Annotated in this window: 16 protein-coding genes; 12 read left to right on the forward strand and 4 right to left on the reverse strand. The window is 71.8% G+C overall.

Annotation, left to right across the window (positions count from 1 at the left end; all coding sequences use genetic code 11):
* A complete protein-coding gene (locus tag HPY23_RS07355; RefSeq protein ID WP_091883543.1) occupies positions 1–1,302 on the forward strand; it encodes a M16 family metallopeptidase in 1,302 nt (433 codons plus the stop codon).
* Between the two features lie 32 nt (positions 1,303–1,334).
* Here the strand turns inward: HPY23_RS07355 and HPY23_RS07360 are convergent, their stop codons facing one another.
* Positions 1,335–1,772, reverse strand: a complete 438-nt coding sequence (locus tag HPY23_RS07360) for a cupin domain-containing protein (protein WP_060846732.1) — start codon at positions 1,770–1,772, stop codon at positions 1,335–1,337.
* Between the two features lie 92 nt (positions 1,773–1,864).
* Positions 1,865–3,193: an NAD(P)/FAD-dependent oxidoreductase gene (locus tag HPY23_RS07365; RefSeq protein WP_091883545.1), complete on the reverse strand. Its 1,329-nt coding sequence runs from the start codon at positions 3,191–3,193 to the stop codon at positions 1,865–1,867.
* 196 nt (positions 3,194–3,389) lie between these two features.
* Here HPY23_RS07365 and HPY23_RS07370 point away from each other — a divergent pair, with 196 nt between their 5' ends.
* From HPY23_RS07370 to HPY23_RS07410, 9 genes are all read left to right on the forward strand, one after another.
* Positions 3,390–4,274 carry an urease accessory protein UreD gene (locus HPY23_RS07370; RefSeq protein ID WP_060846734.1) on the forward strand — a complete coding sequence of 295 codons (885 nt, stop codon included), beginning with the start codon at positions 3,390–3,392 and terminating at the stop codon, positions 4,272–4,274.
* Positions 4,275–4,389: 115 nt separating this feature from the next.
* On the forward strand, positions 4,390–5,010 hold the full coding sequence (locus HPY23_RS07375; RefSeq protein WP_060846735.1) for an urease subunit gamma: 621 nt from the start codon (positions 4,390–4,392) through the stop codon (positions 5,008–5,010).
* Between the two features lie 449 nt (positions 5,011–5,459).
* On the forward strand, positions 5,460–7,187 hold the full coding sequence (ureC, locus tag HPY23_RS07380; protein WP_091883548.1) for an urease subunit alpha: 1,728 nt from the start codon (positions 5,460–5,462) through the stop codon (positions 7,185–7,187).
* 30 nt (positions 7,188–7,217) lie between these two features.
* Positions 7,218–7,703, forward strand: coding sequence for a DUF29 domain-containing protein (locus tag HPY23_RS07385; protein ID WP_091883550.1), 486 nt, complete (start codon positions 7,218–7,220; stop codon positions 7,701–7,703).
* 29 nt (positions 7,704–7,732) lie between these two features.
* The gene (locus HPY23_RS07390) at positions 7,733–8,245 is read left to right on the forward strand and encodes an urease accessory protein UreE (RefSeq protein ID WP_091883553.1); all 513 of its coding nucleotides are present in this window, start codon (positions 7,733–7,735) and stop codon (positions 8,243–8,245) included.
* Positions 8,157–8,924, forward strand: a complete 768-nt coding sequence (locus HPY23_RS07395) for an urease accessory protein UreF (protein WP_459564375.1) — start codon at positions 8,157–8,159, stop codon at positions 8,922–8,924. Before HPY23_RS07390 ends, HPY23_RS07395 begins: the two co-directional genes overlap by 89 nt.
* A gap of 560 nt (positions 8,925–9,484) precedes the next feature.
* Positions 9,485–10,156, forward strand: coding sequence for an aldehyde dehydrogenase iron-sulfur subunit PaoA (gene paoA, locus HPY23_RS07400; RefSeq protein WP_060846740.1), 672 nt, complete (start codon positions 9,485–9,487; stop codon positions 10,154–10,156).
* Between the two features lie 12 nt (positions 10,157–10,168).
* A complete protein-coding gene (locus tag HPY23_RS07405; protein ID WP_091883556.1) occupies positions 10,169–11,137 on the forward strand; it encodes an FAD binding domain-containing protein in 969 nt (322 codons plus the stop codon).
* Between the two features lie 22 nt (positions 11,138–11,159).
* A complete protein-coding gene (locus HPY23_RS07410) occupies positions 11,160–13,385 on the forward strand; it encodes a xanthine dehydrogenase family protein molybdopterin-binding subunit (protein WP_091883559.1) in 2,226 nt (741 codons plus the stop codon).
* Positions 13,386–13,543: 158 nt separating this feature from the next.
* Here HPY23_RS07410 and HPY23_RS07415 read toward each other — a convergent pair whose 3' ends face one another.
* Entirely contained in the window at positions 13,544–14,167 is a 624-nt protein-coding gene (locus tag HPY23_RS07415) for a CatB-related O-acetyltransferase (protein WP_091883708.1), read from the reverse strand.
* An 84-nt stretch (positions 14,168–14,251) separates the two neighbouring features.
* Between HPY23_RS07415 and HPY23_RS07420 the strand changes: the two genes are divergently transcribed.
* Positions 14,252–16,591, forward strand: a complete 2,340-nt coding sequence (locus HPY23_RS07420; RefSeq protein WP_091883561.1) for an NADP-dependent malic enzyme — start codon at positions 14,252–14,254, stop codon at positions 16,589–16,591.
* Positions 16,592–16,763: 172 nt separating this feature from the next.
* On the opposite strand, the gene HPY23_RS07425 is transcribed toward HPY23_RS07420, so the two are convergent.
* Positions 16,764–17,018 (reverse strand): glutathione S-transferase family protein, encoded by a 255-nt coding sequence (locus tag HPY23_RS07425; RefSeq protein ID WP_091883564.1) that lies wholly within the window; start codon positions 17,016–17,018, stop codon positions 16,764–16,766.
* Between the two features lie 479 nt (positions 17,019–17,497).
* Here HPY23_RS07425 and HPY23_RS07430 point away from each other — a divergent pair, with 479 nt between their 5' ends.
* Entirely contained in the window at positions 17,498–18,112 is a 615-nt protein-coding gene (locus HPY23_RS07430) for a LysE family translocator (protein WP_091883568.1), read from the forward strand.
* The last annotated feature ends 50 nt before the right edge of the window (positions 18,113–18,162 follow it).

An 18,162-nucleotide genomic window follows, 5' to 3' on the forward strand; every position in this document is an offset into this window, starting at 1 on the left:
ATGACCCCGGCCGACGCCGTCTCCCGCAGCACCGCCGCCCCGGCGTCCTCCTCGTCGCCGACCCAGGCGCGTCCCGTCCTCTCGGCCCGCGGCATCGAGGCCTGGCACGTCGAATCGCCGATCGTCCCGCTGATCGCGCTCGCCTTCACCTTCGAGGGCGGGGCCGCCCAGGACCCCGAGGGCAAGTCCGGCACCGCCCAGATGCTGGCACGCCTCCTCGACGAGGGGGCCGGCCCGCACGATTCCGACGCCTTCCAGGAGCGGCTCGCCGCCCGCGCCATCGAGCTGAGCTTCCATGCCGGGCCGGACGCCATCGGCGGCTCGCTCAAGATGCTGGTCAAGCACGCCGACGAGGCGATCGCGCTGCTCGCCCTGGCGCTGGCCCAGCCGCGCTTCGACCCGCCGGCGATCGAGCGGGTGCGGGCCCAGATGCTCGCCGGGCTGCGCTACCAGCAGAACGATCCCGGCGTGATGGCCTCGCGCCGCTTCTTCGCCGAGGCCTATCCCGGCCACCCCTACGGCCGGCCCTCCTCGGGCACGATCGAGAGCGTGTCGGCGATCACCCGCGACGACCTCGTGGCGATGCACCGCCGGCTCCTCGCCCGCGGCCGGGTCAAGGTCGCGGCGGTGGGTGCCATCGACGAGGAGGCGCTGCTGCGCGCCCTCGACGCCGCCTTCGGCGACCTGCCGGAGGGCGGCGCCCTGACGGCGGTGCCGGCGACCACGATCACCGGCCTCGGCCGCCGCATCGTCGTCGACCTCGACGTGCCGCAATCGGTCCTGCGCTTCGGCACCGACGGCGTGCCGTGGCGCGACCCCGACTTCATCCCGGCCTACGTGCTCAACCACATCCTGGGCGGCGGCGCCTTCACGTCTCGGCTGTTTCAGGAGGTGCGCGAGAAGCGCGGGCTCGCCTACTCGGTCGGCACCTCGCTGGTGAGCCACCGCGCCGCCTCGATGACCTGGGGCTACACCGCGACCAAGAACGAGCGCGTCGCCGAATGCCTGGCGGTGATCTCCGACGAGATCGCCCGCCTGACCAGCGACGGGCCCGACGACGACGAGTTGCAGAAGGCCAAGGACTACCTCACCGGCTCCTACGCGCTCGGCTTCGACACCTCGACCAAGATCGCCCACCAGCTGGTGCAGATCGCCTTCGAGGGCCTCGGCATCGACTACATCGCACGCCGCAACGGCCTGATCGGCGCGGTGACGCAGGCCGACATCCGCCGTGCCGCTGCCCGGACCCTCGGCGACGGCAAGCTGCTGGTGGTCGCCGCGGGACGTCCCACCGCGATGTGAGGCCGAGGGGGCCGGCGCTCGCGGCGCCGGCCCTACGCCATCACGTCCCCCTCCGGCGGGCGCAACGCGTCGAGCTCCGGCAGCAGCACCACGCTCTCCTGCTCGTTCGGATCGGTGCGGGCGATCACCGCCGTGCAGGTCTCGGTGCGGCTGGCGTTGTAGGGCAGGTGCGGCACCCCGGCCGGGATGTAGACGAAATCGCCCGCCCGGCTCCACAGGTGGTGCTCCAGGCGCTCGCCGTACCAGGTGCCGGCGACGCCCGAGAGCACGTGGAGCGCCGTCTCGTGCGCCTCGTGCAGGTGGGCCCTGGCGCGGGCCCCCGGCGGCAGGGTGACGAGCTGCATGTGCAGTCCCGTCGATCCGACCGTCTCGGCGGAGACCGCGGGCGCATAGGTCAGCGCCTGCTTGCCGACGATGGCGGGGCCGGGTCGCACGACCCGGCAGGTCGTTTCGGGTGACGAAGACTCCATGGTGCGTCCTCCGTTCGAGCGGAGGCGAGCTTACGGCGTTTCGCCCTGGCCGGCGCGCGGGATCGTCGCGGACCCGAACGGAGATCCGCTCCTCAGAACTCCGCCACCTTGCCCCAGGCCGAGGCCTCGAACCGGTCCGGGTGGTAGGGGCGCGGGTCGACGATCGGGTCGGCACCGGTGACGAGATCGGCGACGAGGTGACCGGCGCCCGGGCCGATGCCGAAGCCGTGGCCGGAGAAGCCCGCCGCCAGGATCAGGCCCGGCACGCCGGTCACCTCACCGATCGCCGGCACGCCGTCGGGGGTCGAATCGATATAGCCGGCCCAGGAGGCGGTGATCGTCGTGCCGCGCAGGGCCGGCAGCAGGTCGAGGGCGCGCCGATGCGTCTCGGCGACGAGGCGCGCGTCGGGCTTCGGATCGAGGACCCGCATCCGCTCCATCGGCGTCTCCTCGTCGAGGCGCCAGCGCGCGGCGGTCTCGTGCCCGCTGCGCCAGCCGCCGAGGCCGCCCGGCCGCAGGGCGCGCCAGCGCCGGGCGAACATCGGCACGAACTCGCGGGCGAACAGGATCTGCTGGGGCGTGGGATCGACGCTGGCCCGCCCGCTGATCGCGAGCGTGTGGCCGCCGGTCTCGCCGCGACGGGTCACCGAGATCTCGGCGGTGTGGAGCGCGTCCGGCAGGCCGGCGACGCTGGGGCCGACCGCCAGGATCGAGGAGCGCACCGCCGATTGCGGGAAGCGGATGCCGAGCTGGCGCACGAACGACGACGCCCAGGCGCCGCCGGCCATCACCACGGTCTTCGTGCGGATCGTGCCCTTCTCGGTCACGACGGCGCTGACGCGGCCGGCCTCGAGCTCGAGGCCGCGGGCGGCGCAGGCCTGGTGCACGCTGCCCCCCGCCTTCATCACCCCGCGGGCGACGACCGGCACGGCGCGGGACGGGTCGGCGACGCCGTCGGAGGGCGAGAACACCCCGCCCTTCCAGCTCCGCCCGGTGGCGCTCGCCCGCGCCTTCGCCTCGCTCTCGCTCAGCATGTGGGTGGTGACGCCTTCGGTCACCGCGAAGTCGCGCCACTTGGCCCAGCGGGCGATCTCGGCCTCGTCGTTGCTGAGGTAGAGGAGGCCGCAGCGCCGGAAGCCCGGATCCTCGCCGATCTCGGCCGCGAGCCGGTCCCACAAATCGAGGCTCTTCGTCGCCATCGGCAGCTCGCGGGCGTCGCGGTTCTGCTGGCGGCACCAGCCCCAGTTGCGGCTCGACTGCTCGGCCCCGACGCGGCCCTTCTCGACGAGGGCGACGCTGAGACCCCGGCGCGCGAGGTAGTAGGCCGTGAACGTGCCCACGACCCCGCCGCCGATCACCACGACGTCGGCGACGGCCGGCAGGTCCGGGGTCGTCTCGATCCGGAGGAGAGGTGCTGGCATCCGTGGGCTCCCGATGACCCGGGCAGCCTAGCAGGAGTGCCGGCGCGCGGACGCCGGAGAGCCCGGGGCCGACGGCAGATTCTGCCGCGCGCCGGGCGGCCTGCCGGCATCATCGCGCGTTCGGGGCTTGCCTGCGGGGCCGCCGGCGCGGTCTAAGCGTGGCTCGATGAGGGCCGTCCGGCCCGCCGGGCTCCCGATGCCGCCATCCACCACCGCTCCCCGTCCCGACGCCGTTTCCGATCCTCTTCGCCGCCAGCGCTCGATCGGCCACGTCGCGCTCGCCGTCGCCCGGATGCCGGGCGGCGCCACGCGGACCACCGACCTCGGCGAAGCCGGCCCCTTGCGGCTGCGCCTGCCGCGGCCGGAGCGCGGGCCCGGCGGGATCGGCCCGATGGAGGCGGTGCTCCTCAACAGCGCTGGCGGCATCGCCTGCGGCGACCGCTTCACCGTCGAGGCGCGGCTCGGCCCGGGGGCCGACCTCGTGCTGACCACCACGGCGGCGGAGAAGATCTACCGCTCGGACGGGCCGGTGACCCGGCTCGACGTCGACCTCGCGCTCGAACCGGAGGCCGCCCTGGCCTGGCTGCCGCAGGAGACGATCCTGTTCGACGGTGCCCGGCTCGCCCGGAGCTTCTCCGCCGCGATCGACGCGACGGCGCGGCTCACCCTGTTCGAGGCTCTGGTCTTCGGCCGCGCCGCCAAGGGCGAGGTGGTGCGGGACGGCGCGCTGACCGATTCCTGGCGCATCCGCCGGGCCGGGCGGCTCGTCTACGCCGACACATTCCGGCTCGATGGCGACATCGCCGCCACCCTCGCCCGGCGGGCGGTGGCCGGCGGCGCCCGGGCGACGGCGACGCTCCTCCATCTCGCTCCCGACGCCGAGAGCCGGCTCGACCAGGTCCGCGACCTGATCCAGGCGGCCGGTTGCGAGGCGCTGTCCGTCGAGGCCGGGGCGAGCGCCTGGAACGGCATGCTGGTGCTGCGGCTGCTCGGGCCCGAGATCGGCCCCCTGCGGGCCGCCGCCGCCCGGATCCTCGAAGGGTTTCGCGGGCGGCCGCTGCCGCGGGTCTGGCAGACCTGACGGCTCGATTCTTGCTTGCCCGGCCTCGTCGCCGGGGCCGCCCGTACCCGGAAATCTTGCCTCGCGCCCCCGCCTCGGCGAAGGATGGGGCCCCACCGACCGGAGAGACGCCCCCGTGCTGCTGACCCCCCGCGAGAAGGACAAGCTCCTCGTCGCCATGGCGGCGATGGTGGCCCGCAACCGCCTGGCCCGGGGCGTGAAGCTCAACCACCCGGAGGCGGTGGCGCTGATCACCGACTTCGTGGTCGAGGGCGCCCGCGACGGCCGCACCGTGGCCGAGCTGATGCGGCTCGGCGCCCAGGTCCTCACCGCCGACCAGGTGATGGAGGGCGTGCCCGAGATGATCCACGACATCCAGGTCGAGGCGACCTTCCCGGACGGCACCAAGCTCGTCACCGTCCACCACCCGATCCGCGGCACCCCCGCGACCGACGTGCCGGGCGAGGTCACGACCCCGGACGGCGAGATCGTGTTCAACGAAGGCGCGCCCCGCACGGTGATCGAGGTCGCCAATACCGGCGACCGGCCGATCCAGGTCGGTTCGCACTACCATTTCTTCGAGGTCAACCCGGCGCTCCGCTTCGACCGCGACAAGGCCCGGGGCCAGCGCCTCGACATCGCCCCGGGCACGGCCGTGCGCTTCGAGCCCGGTTCGACCCGGGAGGTGGTGCTGATCCCGATGGGGGGTGGGCGGACGGTGTACGGGTTCCGGGGTGACGTGATGGGGGCGCTGTAGGCGACGCGAACCTGCTTTTCCCAACCTTCCACCTCATCCTGAGGTGTCGGTCGATTGCAAATCGACTGACCTCGAAGGAGGGCTCCAGAAGTCACAGCGATCCATCGAGCCCTCCTTCGAGGTCAGTCCATCGAGATGGACTGACACCTCAGGATGAGGTCGAGGATGGGAGATCGAGGTATGGAGGACCGGTGACTCTGCCAGCCGACGCCCATCAGATGCCCGATCGTGCGCCGGGTGACCAAGGCTCCCCCATTTCGGGAGACGAGGGACGCGCGCATTCGACGAGGCCCGACACGCTTTTCTCCCTTCGAGACATCGCCCGCCGCGCCCGCGCCAGGACTGGCCCGCCGGCACCCAGCGCCGACCCGATCGGGGATTATCTCCTGGCCGAGGACGCGCGCACGAAATCCGACTCCTCGACGCCCGCCTGACCGGACCCGCCGCCCATGTCCAACACCCCCAAGCCCGCCAGCCTCCCCCGCGCCGCCTACGCGGCGATGTTCGGGCCGACCAAGGGCGACCGCATCCGCCTCGCCGACACCTCGCTCGTCATCGAGGTCGAGCAGGACCACACCCGCTACGGCGAGGAGGTGAAGTTCGGCGGCGGCAAGGTGATCCGCGACGGGATGGGGCAGAGCCAGGCGAGCAATGCCGGCGGCGCCGTCGACACGGTCATCACCAACGCGGTGGTGCTGGACCATTGGGGCATCGTGAAATGCGATGTCGGGCTCAAGGGCGGGCGGATCGCGGCTTTGGGCAAGGCCGGCAACCCGGACATCCAGGACGGCGTCACCATCGTGGTCGGGCCGGGCACCGAGGTGATCGCGGGCGAGGGCAAGATCCTCACCGCCGGCGGGTTCGACAGCCATATCCACTTCATCTGCCCGCAGCAGATCGACGAGGCGCTGAATTCCGGCATCACCACGATGCTCGGCGGCGGCACGGGGCCGGCCCACGGCACCTTCGCCACCACCTGCACCCCCGGCCCCTGGCACATCGCCCGGATGATCGAGGCGGCGGACGCCTTCCCGATGAACCTGGCGTTTGCCGGCAAGGGCAACGCCTCGAAGCCCGACAGCCTGGAGGAAATGATCCGGGCCGGCGCCTGCGCGCTCAAGCTGCACGAGGATTGGGGCACCACCCCCGCGGCGATCGATTGCTGCCTGTCGGTGGCCGACGCCCACGACATCCAGGTGATGATCCACACCGACACGCTCAACGAATCGGGCTTCGTCGAGGACACGATCGCGGCGTTCAAGGGCCGCACCATCCACGCCTTCCACACGGAAGGAGCGGGCGGCGGCCACGCGCCGGACATCATCAAGGTGGCGGGGCTGGCGAACGTGCTGCCCTCCTCCACCAACCCGACGCGGCCGTTCACCCGCAACACCATCGACGAGCATCTCGACATGCTGATGGTGTGCCACCACCTCGACCCGTCGATTCCCGAGGACCTCGCCTTCGCCGAGAGCCGGATCCGCAAGGAGACGATCGCCGCCGAGGACATCCTGCACGACATCGGCGCGCTCTCGATGATGTCGTCGGACAGTCAGGCGATGGGCCGGGTCGGCGAGGTCATCATCCGCACCTGGCAGACCGCCGACAAGATGAAGCGCCAGCGCGGTGCGCTGCCGGGCGATGCGTCCGGCAACGACAACGCCCGGGCCAAGCGCTACGTCGCCAAGTACACGATCAACCCGGCCATCGCCCACGGCATCTCGCGGCACGTCGGCTCGGTCGAGGTCGGCAAGCTCGCCGATCTGGTGCTGTGGTCGCCGGCCTTCTTCGGGGTGAAGCCGGACCTGATCGTCAAGGGCGGGGCCATCGCGGCCGCCCCGATGGGCGACCCCAACGCCTCGATCCCGACGCCGCAGCCGGTGCATTACCGCCCGATGTTCGGCGCGTTCGGCCGGGTGCCGGCCTCGACGGCGCTCACCTTCGTGTCGAAGGCCGCGATCGAGGCGGGGCTTCGCGAAAAACTCGGCGTGTCGAAGCAGCTCGTCGCGGTCGAGAACGTGCGCGGCGGGATCTCGAAGAAGAGCATGATCCACAACGACGCCACCCCGGTGATCGAGGTCGACCCCGAGACCTACGACGTGCGCGCCGACGGCGAATTGCTGGTCTGCGAGCCCGCCGAGGTGCTGCCGATGGCGCAGCGCTACTTCCTGTTCTGAGGTAGAATGACCGGGCAGGAGGGATCCGCCATGCCCAAGCTCGCCGAGCGGCAGGCGCCGGAGGCCGGCGTCTCGCCCGAGACCGACTATTTTCTCTGGACGCAAGGACAGGCCGCGCTGATCCGGGCCGGCCGCTGGGCCGCGCTCGATCGCGAGGCTCTGGCCGAGGAGATTGCCGATTTGGGCGGGTCGCAGAAATCCGAGATCCGCTCCCGCCTGACCGTCCTGCTGCATCACCTGCTGAAATGGGAATTCCAGCCGCAGCAGCGGAAGTATGGCTGGCGCGCCACCATCGTCGAGCAGCGCGTGAGCCTGGACGACGTGGTGACGATGAGCCCGAGCCTGCGGGCCTGGCCGGCGGAGGTTCTGGCCAAGGCCTATCGCCTCGCCCGGGTGCGGGCGGCGGACGAGACCAGCCTGCCGGAGCGGAGCTTTCCGCCGGATTGCCCCTACACGCTGTCGCAGATCCTCGACGAACGGTTCTATCCGGGTCCGGACGAGCCGGACGTCGTCTGACGCTCACTGAACGGAACCCGGCCCTCCCCATGATCCGCGCCACCCGCGTCATCCGCCGCGACGCCCTCGGCTCCGGCGAGATCGTCGACCGCATCGTGCTCGATTCCGGCGACCGCCACCGCCGCCGCATGGCGATGCGGGGCGTCGGCGGCCTCGCCTTCCTGCTCGACCTCCCCGAGCCGATCGTCCTCGACGACGGCGACGCGCTCCGTCTCGATGACGGACGCCTGGTCTGGGTCGAGGCGGCGCCGGAAAGACTGCTGGAGATCCGCGCCGCTACCGACCACGCCCTCAAGCGCCTGATCTGGCACATCGGCAACCGGCACATCCCGGCCGAGATCGGCACCGACGCGCTCTGGATCGCCCACGACCACGTGCTCGCCGCGATGGTGGAGGGCTTGGGGGGCACCGCGACCCCGGTCGAGCGGCCGTTCCGGCCCGAAGGAGGGGCCTATGCAGGTGGGCATGCCCAAGGTCACGGGCACGACCACGACCACGGTCACCACCACCACGGCCATTCGCACGACCATTCCCATGGCTGAGCGCGTTCCGGACGCCCTCTTGCTGCTCGCCTGGCTCTCGCCGGGCTATCCGGTGGGGGCCTACGCCTACTCGCACGGCCTCGAATGGGCGGTGGAGGCCGGCGACGTGCGCGACGAGGCGTCCTTGCGCGACTGGCTCGCCGACGTGCTGGACCACGGCGCCGGCCGCAGCGACGCGATTCTGGCCGCCCACGCCCACCGGGCCGCCGCAGTTGGCGACGCCGATGCGCTGGTGGCGGTGAACGACCTCGCCCTCGCGCTCAGCCCCTCGCGCGAGTTGCACCTCGAGACCAGCCAGCAGGGCCGCTCGTTCCTCGATGCCACCCGGGCCGCCTGGGACGTGCCGGGCCTCGCCAACCTCGCAGGCCGGCTCGACGGACCAGTGGCCTATCCGGTCGCGGTCGGCGCGGCTGCCGGCGCCCACGGGCTCGATCGCGGCACGGTGCTGGCGGCCTATCTCGCGGCCTTCCTGCAGAACCTCGTCTCAGCCTCGCTGCGCCTTGCCCCGGTCGGCCAGACCGCCGGCACGCGGGTGGTCGCCGCCCTGATGCCGCGGGCGGCGGCCCTCGCGCGCGCCGTGGAGGATCTGCCCCTCGACGAGGCCGGCACCGCGACGCTACGGCTCGACCTCGGCTCGTTCCGGCACGAGACGCAGTACACGCGGATCTTTCGGTCATAACACTGTTAAACTACATGAACAATATATAACAAATAATTTATTAGATGCATTCGTCGACATTCAATGTCTGTCGATCGTTTGTGACAATTATTCCCCACCCTGCGGCATGACTGCCAGGTGAGCGGAGAAGGCGCGGACTTCCCCTCTCCCCGCGGGCGGGGAGAGGCCCGATGACCCCTTGTCGGGTCATCGGGGAGCCCACCGGGCGAGGGTGAGGGGGTGTTTCCGGAGAAGACAAATCCGGCATCACCCCCTCACCCTCGCTCCGGCTGCGCCTGCGCTCCTTTCGCCCCCGGCAAGGGGGGCGAAAGCCTCTCCCCGCCCGCGGGGAGAGGGGATTTCCTGCGCCATTCTTTTCCCGGACAGCCCTGCCTCTGCGCGGGAGGGCCGATCGCGAGCGATCGGTGATCGATCCCCTCCCGCACGCGATGCCGCACCCGAGGCCAGGTCGGGACCCGTCCAGCCCCCGGAACGTTTGGTGAGCAATCACGTCGCGGCCCAACGGCCGAGGCGGCATCGGCGCCCGTGCGCCGTCACCTCGCCCCAGGCCGGGAGGTACCATGGACAACTCGGATTCTGCGCCGCGGCTCACGCGCCGGAGCGTTCTGGAGAGCGGCGTCGCCGCGGCGGCCGTGCTGGGCTTTGCCGGGCGCGCCCAGGCGGCGACCCCGCCCGCCGCGACGCCGCCGGCCCTCGCCGCCGAGCCGGCGACGCCCCGGATGCCGGTGACCCTCCGGGTCAACGGCCAGGCCCGGCCCCTCGAGATCGACCCGCGCACCACGCTCCTCGATGCCCTGCGCGAGCGCATCGGCCTCACCGGCTCGAAGAAGGGCTGCGACCACGGCCAGTGCGGGGCCTGCACGGTGCTGGTCAACGGACGTCGGATCAATGCCTGCCTGACGCTCGCGGTGATGCACGAGGGCGACGAGATCAAGACGATCGAGGGGCTGGCCGACGGCGACCACCTGCACCCGCTCCAGGCCGCGTTCGTGAAGCATGACGGGTTCCAGTGCGGCTACTGCACGCCCGGCCAGATCTGCTCGGCCGCCGGCATGCTCGACGAGGCCAAGGCCGGCTGGCCCAGCACCGTGACCAAGGACCTGACCGAGACGGTCGCGCTCACCGACGCGGAGATCCGCGAGCGGATGAGCGGCAACATCTGCCGCTGCGCCGCCTATCCCAACATCGTCGCGGCGATCCGGGATGCCGGCGGCCCTGCGACCCGGCTCTGAGGGGAGCGACCGATGAAAGCTTTCACCTACGAGCGGCCCGCCACCGTGGCCGACGCCGCCAGGGCTGTCGCCGGACAGCCCAATGCCCGCTTCATCGCCGGGGGCACCAACCTCCTCGACCTGATGAAGCTGCAGATCGAGACGCCGACCCACCTCGTCGACGTCAACCGCCTGCCGCTCGACCGGATCGAGGCGACGTCCGACGGCGGCCTGCGCATCGGCGCAATGGTGCGCAACTCCGATCTCGCCGCCGACGAGCGGGTGCGGCGCGATTACGGCGTGCTCTCGCGCGCGCTGCTCGCCGGCGCCTCGGGCCAGCTGCGCAACAAGGCGACCACCGCCGGCAACCTGCTCCAGCGCACCCGCTGCCCGTATTTCTACGACACCGCGATGCCCTGCAACAAACGCCAGCCCGGCTCCGGCTGCTCGGCGATTCAGGGGTTCACCCGCATCCTGGCGGTGGTCGGCACGTCGGACCAGTGCATCGCCACCCACCCCTCCGACATGGCGGTCGCCATGCGGGCGCTCGACGCCACGGTCGAGACGGTGGCGCCCGACGGGGCCGAGCGGCAGATCCCGATCGCCGACTTCCACCGCCTGCCGGGCAACACGCCGCAGGTCGAGACCGCGCTCGCGCCCGGCGAGATCGTCACCGCCGTGACGCTGCCCACGCCGGTGAAGGGCCGGCACGTCTACCGCAAGGTGCGCGACCGGGCCTCCTACGCCTTCGCCCTCGTGTCGGTGGCGGCGGTGATCGAGGCGGAGGGCGACACGATCCGCTCGGCCCGCCTTGCCTTCGGCGGGCTCGCCCCCAAGCCCTGGCGGGTGGCCGAGGCGGAAGCCGCGCTCGTGCGCGAGGGCGTCGCGGCTGCCGGCGAGGCGGCGCTCAAGGGCGCCCGCGGCTACGGCGCCAACGACTTCAAGATCCCGCTCGCCAAGCGCACCCTCGCGGCCACCGTCGCCGACGCCCTGCGCGCCTGATCGCCGACATCGGAGAACAGCCATGGACATGAGCCAGCCGATCGGCGTCACGCCCCTCGACACGCAGACCGGCGGCCCGGTGGGCCGGCCGATCGACCGGGTCGACGGTCCCCTCAAGGTCACGGGCCGCGCCACCTACGCCTACGAGAGCCGGGAGATGAAGAATCCCGGCTACGGCTTCGTCGTCACGGCGACGGTCGCCAAGGGCCGCATCCGCGACATCGACACCGCGTCCGCCGAGCGGATGCCGGGCGTCGTGCACGTGCTCACCCACCGCAACGTGCCGCCCCAGGGCGAGAAGAAGGAGCAGGTCGGCCCGCTCCTGACCGGTACCGAGATCCGGCACGCCGGCCAGCCGGTCGCCCTGGTGGTGGCCGAGAGCTTCGAGGAGGCACGCGCCGCCGCCGCCGCGATCCGGGTCACCTACGACCAGGACAAGGGCGCCTACGTGCTGGCCGACGCGCTGGCCGAGGCCAAGAAGCCCGAGAAGGCGCGCACGCCGCCGGATTCGAGTCTCGGCGACTTCGAGGCCGGCTTCGCGGCGGCGGCCGTCACCATCGACGCGCGCTACACCACGCCGGTGCAGAGCCACGCCATGATGGAGCCGCATGCGACCATCGCGGCCTGGGAGGGCGACCGGGTCACGCTGATCACCGCCAACCAGATGCCGAATCGCGGCCAGGACGCGCTGGCATCGGTCTTCAAGCTACCGAAGGACAACGTGCGCCTGATCAGCCGCTTCGTCGGCGGCGGGTTCGGCGGCAAGCTCCAGCCGCAGGCCGACGCGATCCTGGCGGCGCTCGCCTCGAAGAACCTGAACGGCCGGCCGGTGAAGGTCGCGCTCACCCGCCAGCAGGTCTTCACCTCGACGACGCGCCGCTCGGACACCGTGCAGCGGGTGCGCCTGGGCGCCGACCGGGACGGCAAGCTCACGGCGATCGGGCACGAATCCTGGTCCGACACGACGCCCGGCGACAGCTTCTTCGAGACCTCGGCCAACGTCACCCGCTCGCTCTACGCCGCGCCCAACCGCCTGACGGCGCACCGGCTCGCCTCGCTGAACCTGCTGCCCGCCTCCTCGATGCGGGCGCCCGGCGAGGCGGTCGGCATGCTGGCGCTCGAAGGCGCCATGGACGAGCTCGCCGAGGCGCTGAACCTCGACCCGATCGAGTTGCGCATCCGCAACGAGCCGGCCGAGGACCCGGAGAAGAAGGTCCCGTTCTCGACCCGCCAGCTCGTGCCGTGCCTGCGCGAGGGCGCGCGCCTGTTCGGCTGGGACAAGCGCAACCCGAAGCCCGGCTCGGTGCGGGACGGCCAGTGGATGGTCGGCCACGGCGTCGCCTCGGCGGCCCGGCTCAACCCGCTCCAGCCCGCCAAGGCGCGGGTGCGCCTCGATCCCGACGGCACGCTCACCGCCCGGATGGCGATGACCGACATCGGCACCGGCACCTACACGATCCTGAGCCAGATCGCCGCCGAGATGCTGGGCCTGGAGGTCGCGCAGGTGCGGATGGTGCTGGGCGACACCGCCGACCCGATGTCGTCGGGCTCCGGCGGATCGTTCGGCGCCGCCTCGTCGGGCTCGGCGCTGTACATGGCCTGCGAGGCGCTGCGCGGGCAGCTCCTCGCCAAGACCGACCTGAACCCGCAGAACGCGGTCTTCACGGGCGGGCGGATCACCTCGGGCAACCGCTCGGCGGCCCTGCGCGACGTGATCGGGTCGGGGCTCGAGGCCGAGGGCGAGATCAAGCCGGGCGAGAACGAGAAGAAATTCTCGCAATACTCCTACGGCGCGCATTTCGCCGAGGTCGGCGTCGATGCCGATACCGGCGAGATCCGGCTGCGGCGGATGCTCGGCGTGTTCACCGGCGGGCGCATCCTCAACCCCAAGACCGCGCGCTCGCAGGCGATCGGCGGCATGGTGTTCGGCGTCGGCACGGCCCTGATGGAGGCGGTCGAGGTCGATCCGCGCTTCGGCACCTTCGTCAACCACGACCTCGCCGAATACCACGTCCCGGTCCACGCCGACCTGCCGGAGATCGACGCGGTCTTCCTCCCCGAGCTCGACGACAAGACGAACCCGCTGAAGAGCAAGGGGCTGGGCGAGCTCGGCATCTGCGGCGCCGGGGCGGCGGTGGCGAACGCGGTCTACAACGCGACCGGGATCCGGATCCGGGACTACCCGCTGACGCTCGACAAGATCCTCGAGGGGTTCACGGCGAAGGAAACCGGACAGCGGCGGGCCTGACGGCGGCGGGGACGGGGCCTCGGGAGGGGCCGCGCCCCCGATACCGGCGGACGCACCGGCAAACGCGTCGATCGTCGGACCGCCGGGCAGGCCCGGCACGGCGGCCGTGGCGATCACCGGCGCGGCGCCGCTCCGTCCAGTTACGCCGGAATCGGGGGCTAAGGCCCCTCCCCGTGCGTCCGGCCGTGCCCGTCCCGCAGGGCCCGCAGCAGGGCCTCGGCCTCGCCGCTCTGGAGCAGTGGCACCAGGGCCCGGACCCGCTCCGGCGGCAGGTCCCACCAGGCGGTCTCGACGAGCGCCGCCACGATGTCGGGCGGGAAGCGGTGGCGGATCACCCGGGCGGGGTTGCCGGCGACGACGGCGAAGGGCGGCACGTCCCGGGTCACGACCGCGTGGGCCGCCACCACGGCGCCGGGGCCGATCGCGACCCCCGACAGGATCAGGCAGCCTGAGCCGAGCCAGACGTCGGCCCCGATCGTCACGTCGCCCCGGGAGGCGTGGTAGTCCTCCGGCGCGTCGAGGTCCGGCCACAGGCCCTTCATCGCGGCGAACGGATAGGTCGAGACCCAATCGGTGCGGTGGTTGCCCCCTAACAGGATCTCGACCTTGTCGGCGATGGAGCAGTAGGGGCCGATCGTCAGTCGCGCGCCGGATTCCGGGAAGCGAACCTTCGGCCTGCCGTAGGAGTACGGCGCCACCCGGAAGCCGTGCCGGGCCGCGAGCTTGGCCAGATGCAATCGCGTCTCGTTGTGAGGGTTGCGCCCCTGCCGCAGGCGGTGCAGGAAACCCCTCACCCGCGTGCTCGCTTGCGAGTCGCGGGCGGGATGGCAAGCCCGACTTTTCGGGCGATCCGGGGAGAGAGCGCGGTGAGCAGCAACATTTCGGACGATCTGAAGAGCGGCGCGCTGTTCTACCACCGTCATCCGCGGCCCGGGAAGCTGGAGATCCAGCCGACGAAGCCGCTCGGCAACCAGCGCGACCTGGCGCTGGCCTACTCCCCCGGCGTCGCCGCCGCCTGCGAGGCGATCGCCGCCGACCCGGAGGAGGCCGCGAACCTGACCGCGCGCCAGAACCTCGTCGCGGTGGTCTCGAACGGCACCGCGGTGCTGGGCCTCGGCGATATCGGCCCGCTCGCCTCCAAGCCCGTGATGGAGGGCAAGGCGGTCCTGTTCAAGAAGTTCGCCGGCATCGACGTCTTCGACATCGAGCTCAACGAGAAGAACGTCGACAAGCTCGTCGACGTGGTGGCGGCGCTCGAACCCACCTTCGGCGGCATCAACCTCGAGGACATCAAGGCGCCGGAGTGCTTCGAGGTCGAGGAGCGCTGCCGGGCCCGGATGAACATCCCGGTCTTCCACGATGACCAGCACGGCACCGCGATCATCGTGGCGGCGGCCGTCCTCAACGGCCTCGAATTCGCCGGCAAGACGATCTCGGACGTCAAGATCGTCACCTCGGGCGCGGGTGCGGCGGCGCTGGCCTGCCTCAACCAGCTCGTCTCGCTCGGCGCGCGCCGCGAGAACATCTTCGTCACCGACATTGAGGGCGTGGTCTACCGGGGCCGTGAGAAACTCATGGACCGCTGGAAGTCGGTTTACGCCCAGGAGACGCAGGCCCGCACGCTCGCCGAGGTGATCCCGGGCGCCGACGTCTTCCTCGGCCTCTCGGCCGGCGGCGTGCTCAAGCCCGAGATGCTGGAGCGGATGGCCGAGAAGCCGCTGATCATGGCGCTCGCCAACCCCTATCCGGAGATCATGCCGAACCTCGCCGAGGAGAAGCGGCCGGACGCGATGATCTGCACCGGGCGCTCCGACTTCCCGAACCAGGTCAACAACGTCCTGTGCTTCCCCTACATCTTCCGGGGCGCGCTCGACGTCGGGGCGACCACGATCAACGAGGAGATGAAGGCGGCGGCCGTCAAGGCGATCGCCGGGCTCGCCCGCGAGACCCCGTCCGACGTCGTCGCCCGCGCCTATGGCGGCGAGGCGCGGCCCTTCGGCCCCCACTCGCTGATCCCGAGCCCGTTCGACCCGCGCCTGATCCTGCGCATCGCCCCGGCCGTCGCGCAGGCGGCGATGGATTCCGGCGTCGCCAAGCGGCCGCTGCCGGACGTGCAGGCCTATGCCGAGTCCCTCGACCGGTTCGTGCACCGCTCCGGCTTCATCATGAAGCCGGTCTTCACCGCGGCCAAGCAGGATCCCCGCCGGGTTGTCTACGCCGAGGGCGAGGACGAGCGGGTGCTGCGCGCCGTGCAGGCGATCGTCGAGGAGGGGCTGGCCAAGCCCATCCTGATCGGCCGCCCGAACGTGATCGAGACCCGGCTCAAGCGCTTCGGCCTCGCGATCCAGCCCGGCCGCGACTTCGAGCTGATCAACCCCGACGACGATCCGCGCTACCGCACCTACGTCCAGACCTACATCGATCTGGCCGGACGCCGCGGCATCACGCCGGACGGCGCCCGCACGCTGGTGCGCACCAACAACGCGGTGATCGGCGCGCTGGCCGTCCGCCGCGGCGAGGCCGACGCGCTGATCTGCGGCTTGGAGGGCCGCTTCGAGAGCAAGCTGCGGGTGATCCGCGACATCATCGGGCTCGCGCCGGGTGCCCGGGACTTCGCGGCGCTCAGCCTCATCGTCACCTCGAAGGGCGCCTATTTCCTGGCCGACACCCACGTGCGGCCCGATCCGAGCGCCGAGGAGATTGCCGACGTCGCCATCGCCTGCGGCGACACCGCCCGCCGCTTCGGCCTGTCGCCGAAGATCGCGCTGGTCAGCCACGCCGATTTCGGCTCGTTCGACACCGCCTCGTCGCGCAAGATGCGCCAGGCCCTGGCGCTCCTGCGCGAGCGCGCCCCCGACCTCGAGGTCGACGGCGAGATGGCGGCCGACACCGCCCTGTCGCAGGCGATCCGCGACAAGGTGCTGCCGGGCTCGCGCCTCAAGGGCGAGGCCAACGTGCTGATCATGCCGAACCTGGATGCGGCGAACATCGCCTTCCAGTTTTCCAAGACCCTGGCCGACGCCCTGCCGGTGGGCCCGCTGCTCCTCGGCCCGGCCAGGCCCGCCCACATCCTCACCCCCTCGGTGACGGCGCGCGGCATCGTCAACATCACGGCCGCCGCGGTGGTCGAGGCGCAGGGCCAGGAGGTGCTGACGCCCGAGGGCGACAGCGCGGCGGAGGCGGGGACGCCGCTGGTGTCGGCGTAAGTGGACGGGGGCGGCCCGGCGAGGTGATCGTCGGGCCGCCCACCGCGAAAAGCACATTCAAGAATGCCGATGGCCGAGCGATCGGCGACGGCGACCGTGTCCGATGGTCCTTCCATCGCTGTCTGCACTCACGAGGCACCGGGCGAAGGTTCCGGTCTCGCCCCGCATCGGCTTACTCCAGCCCCTCCGCCGCACGGGCTCGGTGAACCGCCGGCCGCGCTCTCACCCGTCGATACCAGGTCCCGCGATGAGCGAGGCTGTCAGAGTGGAGGTCGGTGCGGTAGGTCGGCTCGAGCGACTCCGCCTGCCCCTGTTGCACGAGGTAGGAGAGATAGGCGTCGGCCGCGATGAACGTGTCGCCCGTCAGTGGGAATGCACCGGATCGATGGTCTCGGTCGTTTTGCGTGGATCGGGCGGCCAGCACCATGCGACGCTCCAGGGATCGAGGCCGACCCATGCGCAACATCGGCATTCGATGCGCTTGAGCCGACCGATCTGGCCGCGGCTCCGTCAGTGCTGCCCGGACAGCCGCGAGGTCCGCGTCCAATCCCGAGGCAAACGTCGCGATGGCAGGAGCGTTGCCGCTTCGAGCCTGAATGATCCAGGCGGCGAGGTCGGCTGGCGGCGTCCTGATCATCGGCGACGGTCTTGCCCGTCCCGGCGGCGCGCACGCGTGGGGTGAAGCGTCGAGCCAGACCCGCGACGGCCCGCGCGGTGATCGATGCGGGGGCGCGGCTTCCCGGCGGTGTCGCTGGGAGGCGACGCCGTGGCCCGAACCGCCCTCGCCCTGCGCCGGCCCTGCGGCGCGGCGCACGCTCCCTGCATCTCGCCACGGATATGACCTGGCGAAAACCGGCCCGAATCTTGATTGATCGTCGGACACGACCTCGGACAGGGGGCACACCGATGGACCCGACGACCCTTCTGGCTTTTGCTGCCGCCTTCCTGGTCTTCGCCGCCAGCCCCGGGCCCGACAACATGACCATCGTCGCCCGCACCCTGTCGCATGGGCCCGCCGCCGGCATCGCCTACGGGCTCGGCATGGTGGCGGGCATTCTCGCTTTGCTGGTGCTCGCCGCCGCCGGGCTGGCGGTCGTGGCCCGCGAGATGGGAACGGCGATGACGGTCCTGCGCTATGCCGGCGCCGCCTATCTGGTCTGGACCGGGATCCGGCTCTGGACGGCCGAGCCGGTGCTGCCGACGGAGCGCACGGACGGACGGCGGCCCGGCCTCGCGGCGAGCGTCCTGACAGGCCTCGCCCTCAATCTCGGCAGCCCGAAGATGCCGCTGTTCTACCTCGCCCTGCTGCCGAATGTCGTCGGCACCGTGCTCACGCCGCCCCAGGTCGGGCTCCTGGCGGCGGTGATCGTCGCGGTCGAGGCGCTGGTGATCGGCGCCCACGTCCTCCTCGCCGGCCGGCTGCGGCGCCTGCTCCGCACCCGCGCCGCGGTCCGGCGGGCCAACCGGGCCGCCGGCGGCGTGATGGTCGGGGCCGGCGTGGCGGTGGTCGCGGTGCGCTGACGCCCTGTCCTTTTTCGTCCGCTTCCGGTCCGGGCGCGGCCTTTCGGGAC

Source organism: Methylobacterium ajmalii, from assembly GCF_016613415.1.
GTDB lineage: Bacteria > Pseudomonadota > Alphaproteobacteria > Rhizobiales > Beijerinckiaceae > Methylobacterium > Methylobacterium ajmalii.

Bases quoted from the DNA above. Each gene is read 5' to 3' on its own strand.
- HPY23_RS07390 (WP_091883553.1), top strand. From the start codon at position 7,733: ATGATCCGCGCCACCCGCGTCATCCGCCGCGACGCCCTCGGCTCCGGC.
- HPY23_RS07405 (WP_091883556.1), top strand. From the start codon at position 10,169: ATGAAAGCTTTCACCTACGAGCGGCCCGCCACCGTGGCCGACGCCGCC.
- HPY23_RS07410 (WP_091883559.1), top strand. From the start codon at position 11,160: ATGGACATGAGCCAGCCGATCGGCGTCACGCCCCTCGACACGCAGACC.
- ureC (WP_091883548.1), top strand. From the start codon at position 5,460: ATGTCCAACACCCCCAAGCCCGCCAGCCTCCCCCGCGCCGCCTACGCG.
- HPY23_RS07430 (WP_091883568.1), top strand. From the start codon at position 17,498: ATGGACCCGACGACCCTTCTGGCTTTTGCTGCCGCCTTCCTGGTCTTC.
- HPY23_RS07360 (WP_060846732.1), bottom strand. From the start codon at position 1,772: ATGGAGTCTTCGTCACCCGAAACGACCTGCCGGGTCGTGCGACCCGGC.
- HPY23_RS07385 (WP_091883550.1), top strand. From the start codon at position 7,218: ATGCCCAAGCTCGCCGAGCGGCAGGCGCCGGAGGCCGGCGTCTCGCCC.
- HPY23_RS07425 (WP_091883564.1), bottom strand. From the start codon at position 17,018: ATGGTGCTGGCCGCCCGATCCACGCAAAACGACCGAGACCATCGATCC.
- HPY23_RS07370 (WP_060846734.1), top strand. From the start codon at position 3,390: ATGCCGCCATCCACCACCGCTCCCCGTCCCGACGCCGTTTCCGATCCT.
- paoA (WP_060846740.1), top strand. From the start codon at position 9,485: ATGGACAACTCGGATTCTGCGCCGCGGCTCACGCGCCGGAGCGTTCTG.
- HPY23_RS07355 (WP_091883543.1), top strand. From the start codon at position 1: ATGACCCCGGCCGACGCCGTCTCCCGCAGCACCGCCGCCCCGGCGTCC.
- HPY23_RS07395 (WP_459564375.1), top strand. From the start codon at position 8,157: ATGCAGGTGGGCATGCCCAAGGTCACGGGCACGACCACGACCACGGTC.
- HPY23_RS07365 (WP_091883545.1), bottom strand. From the start codon at position 3,193: ATGCCAGCACCTCTCCTCCGGATCGAGACGACCCCGGACCTGCCGGCC.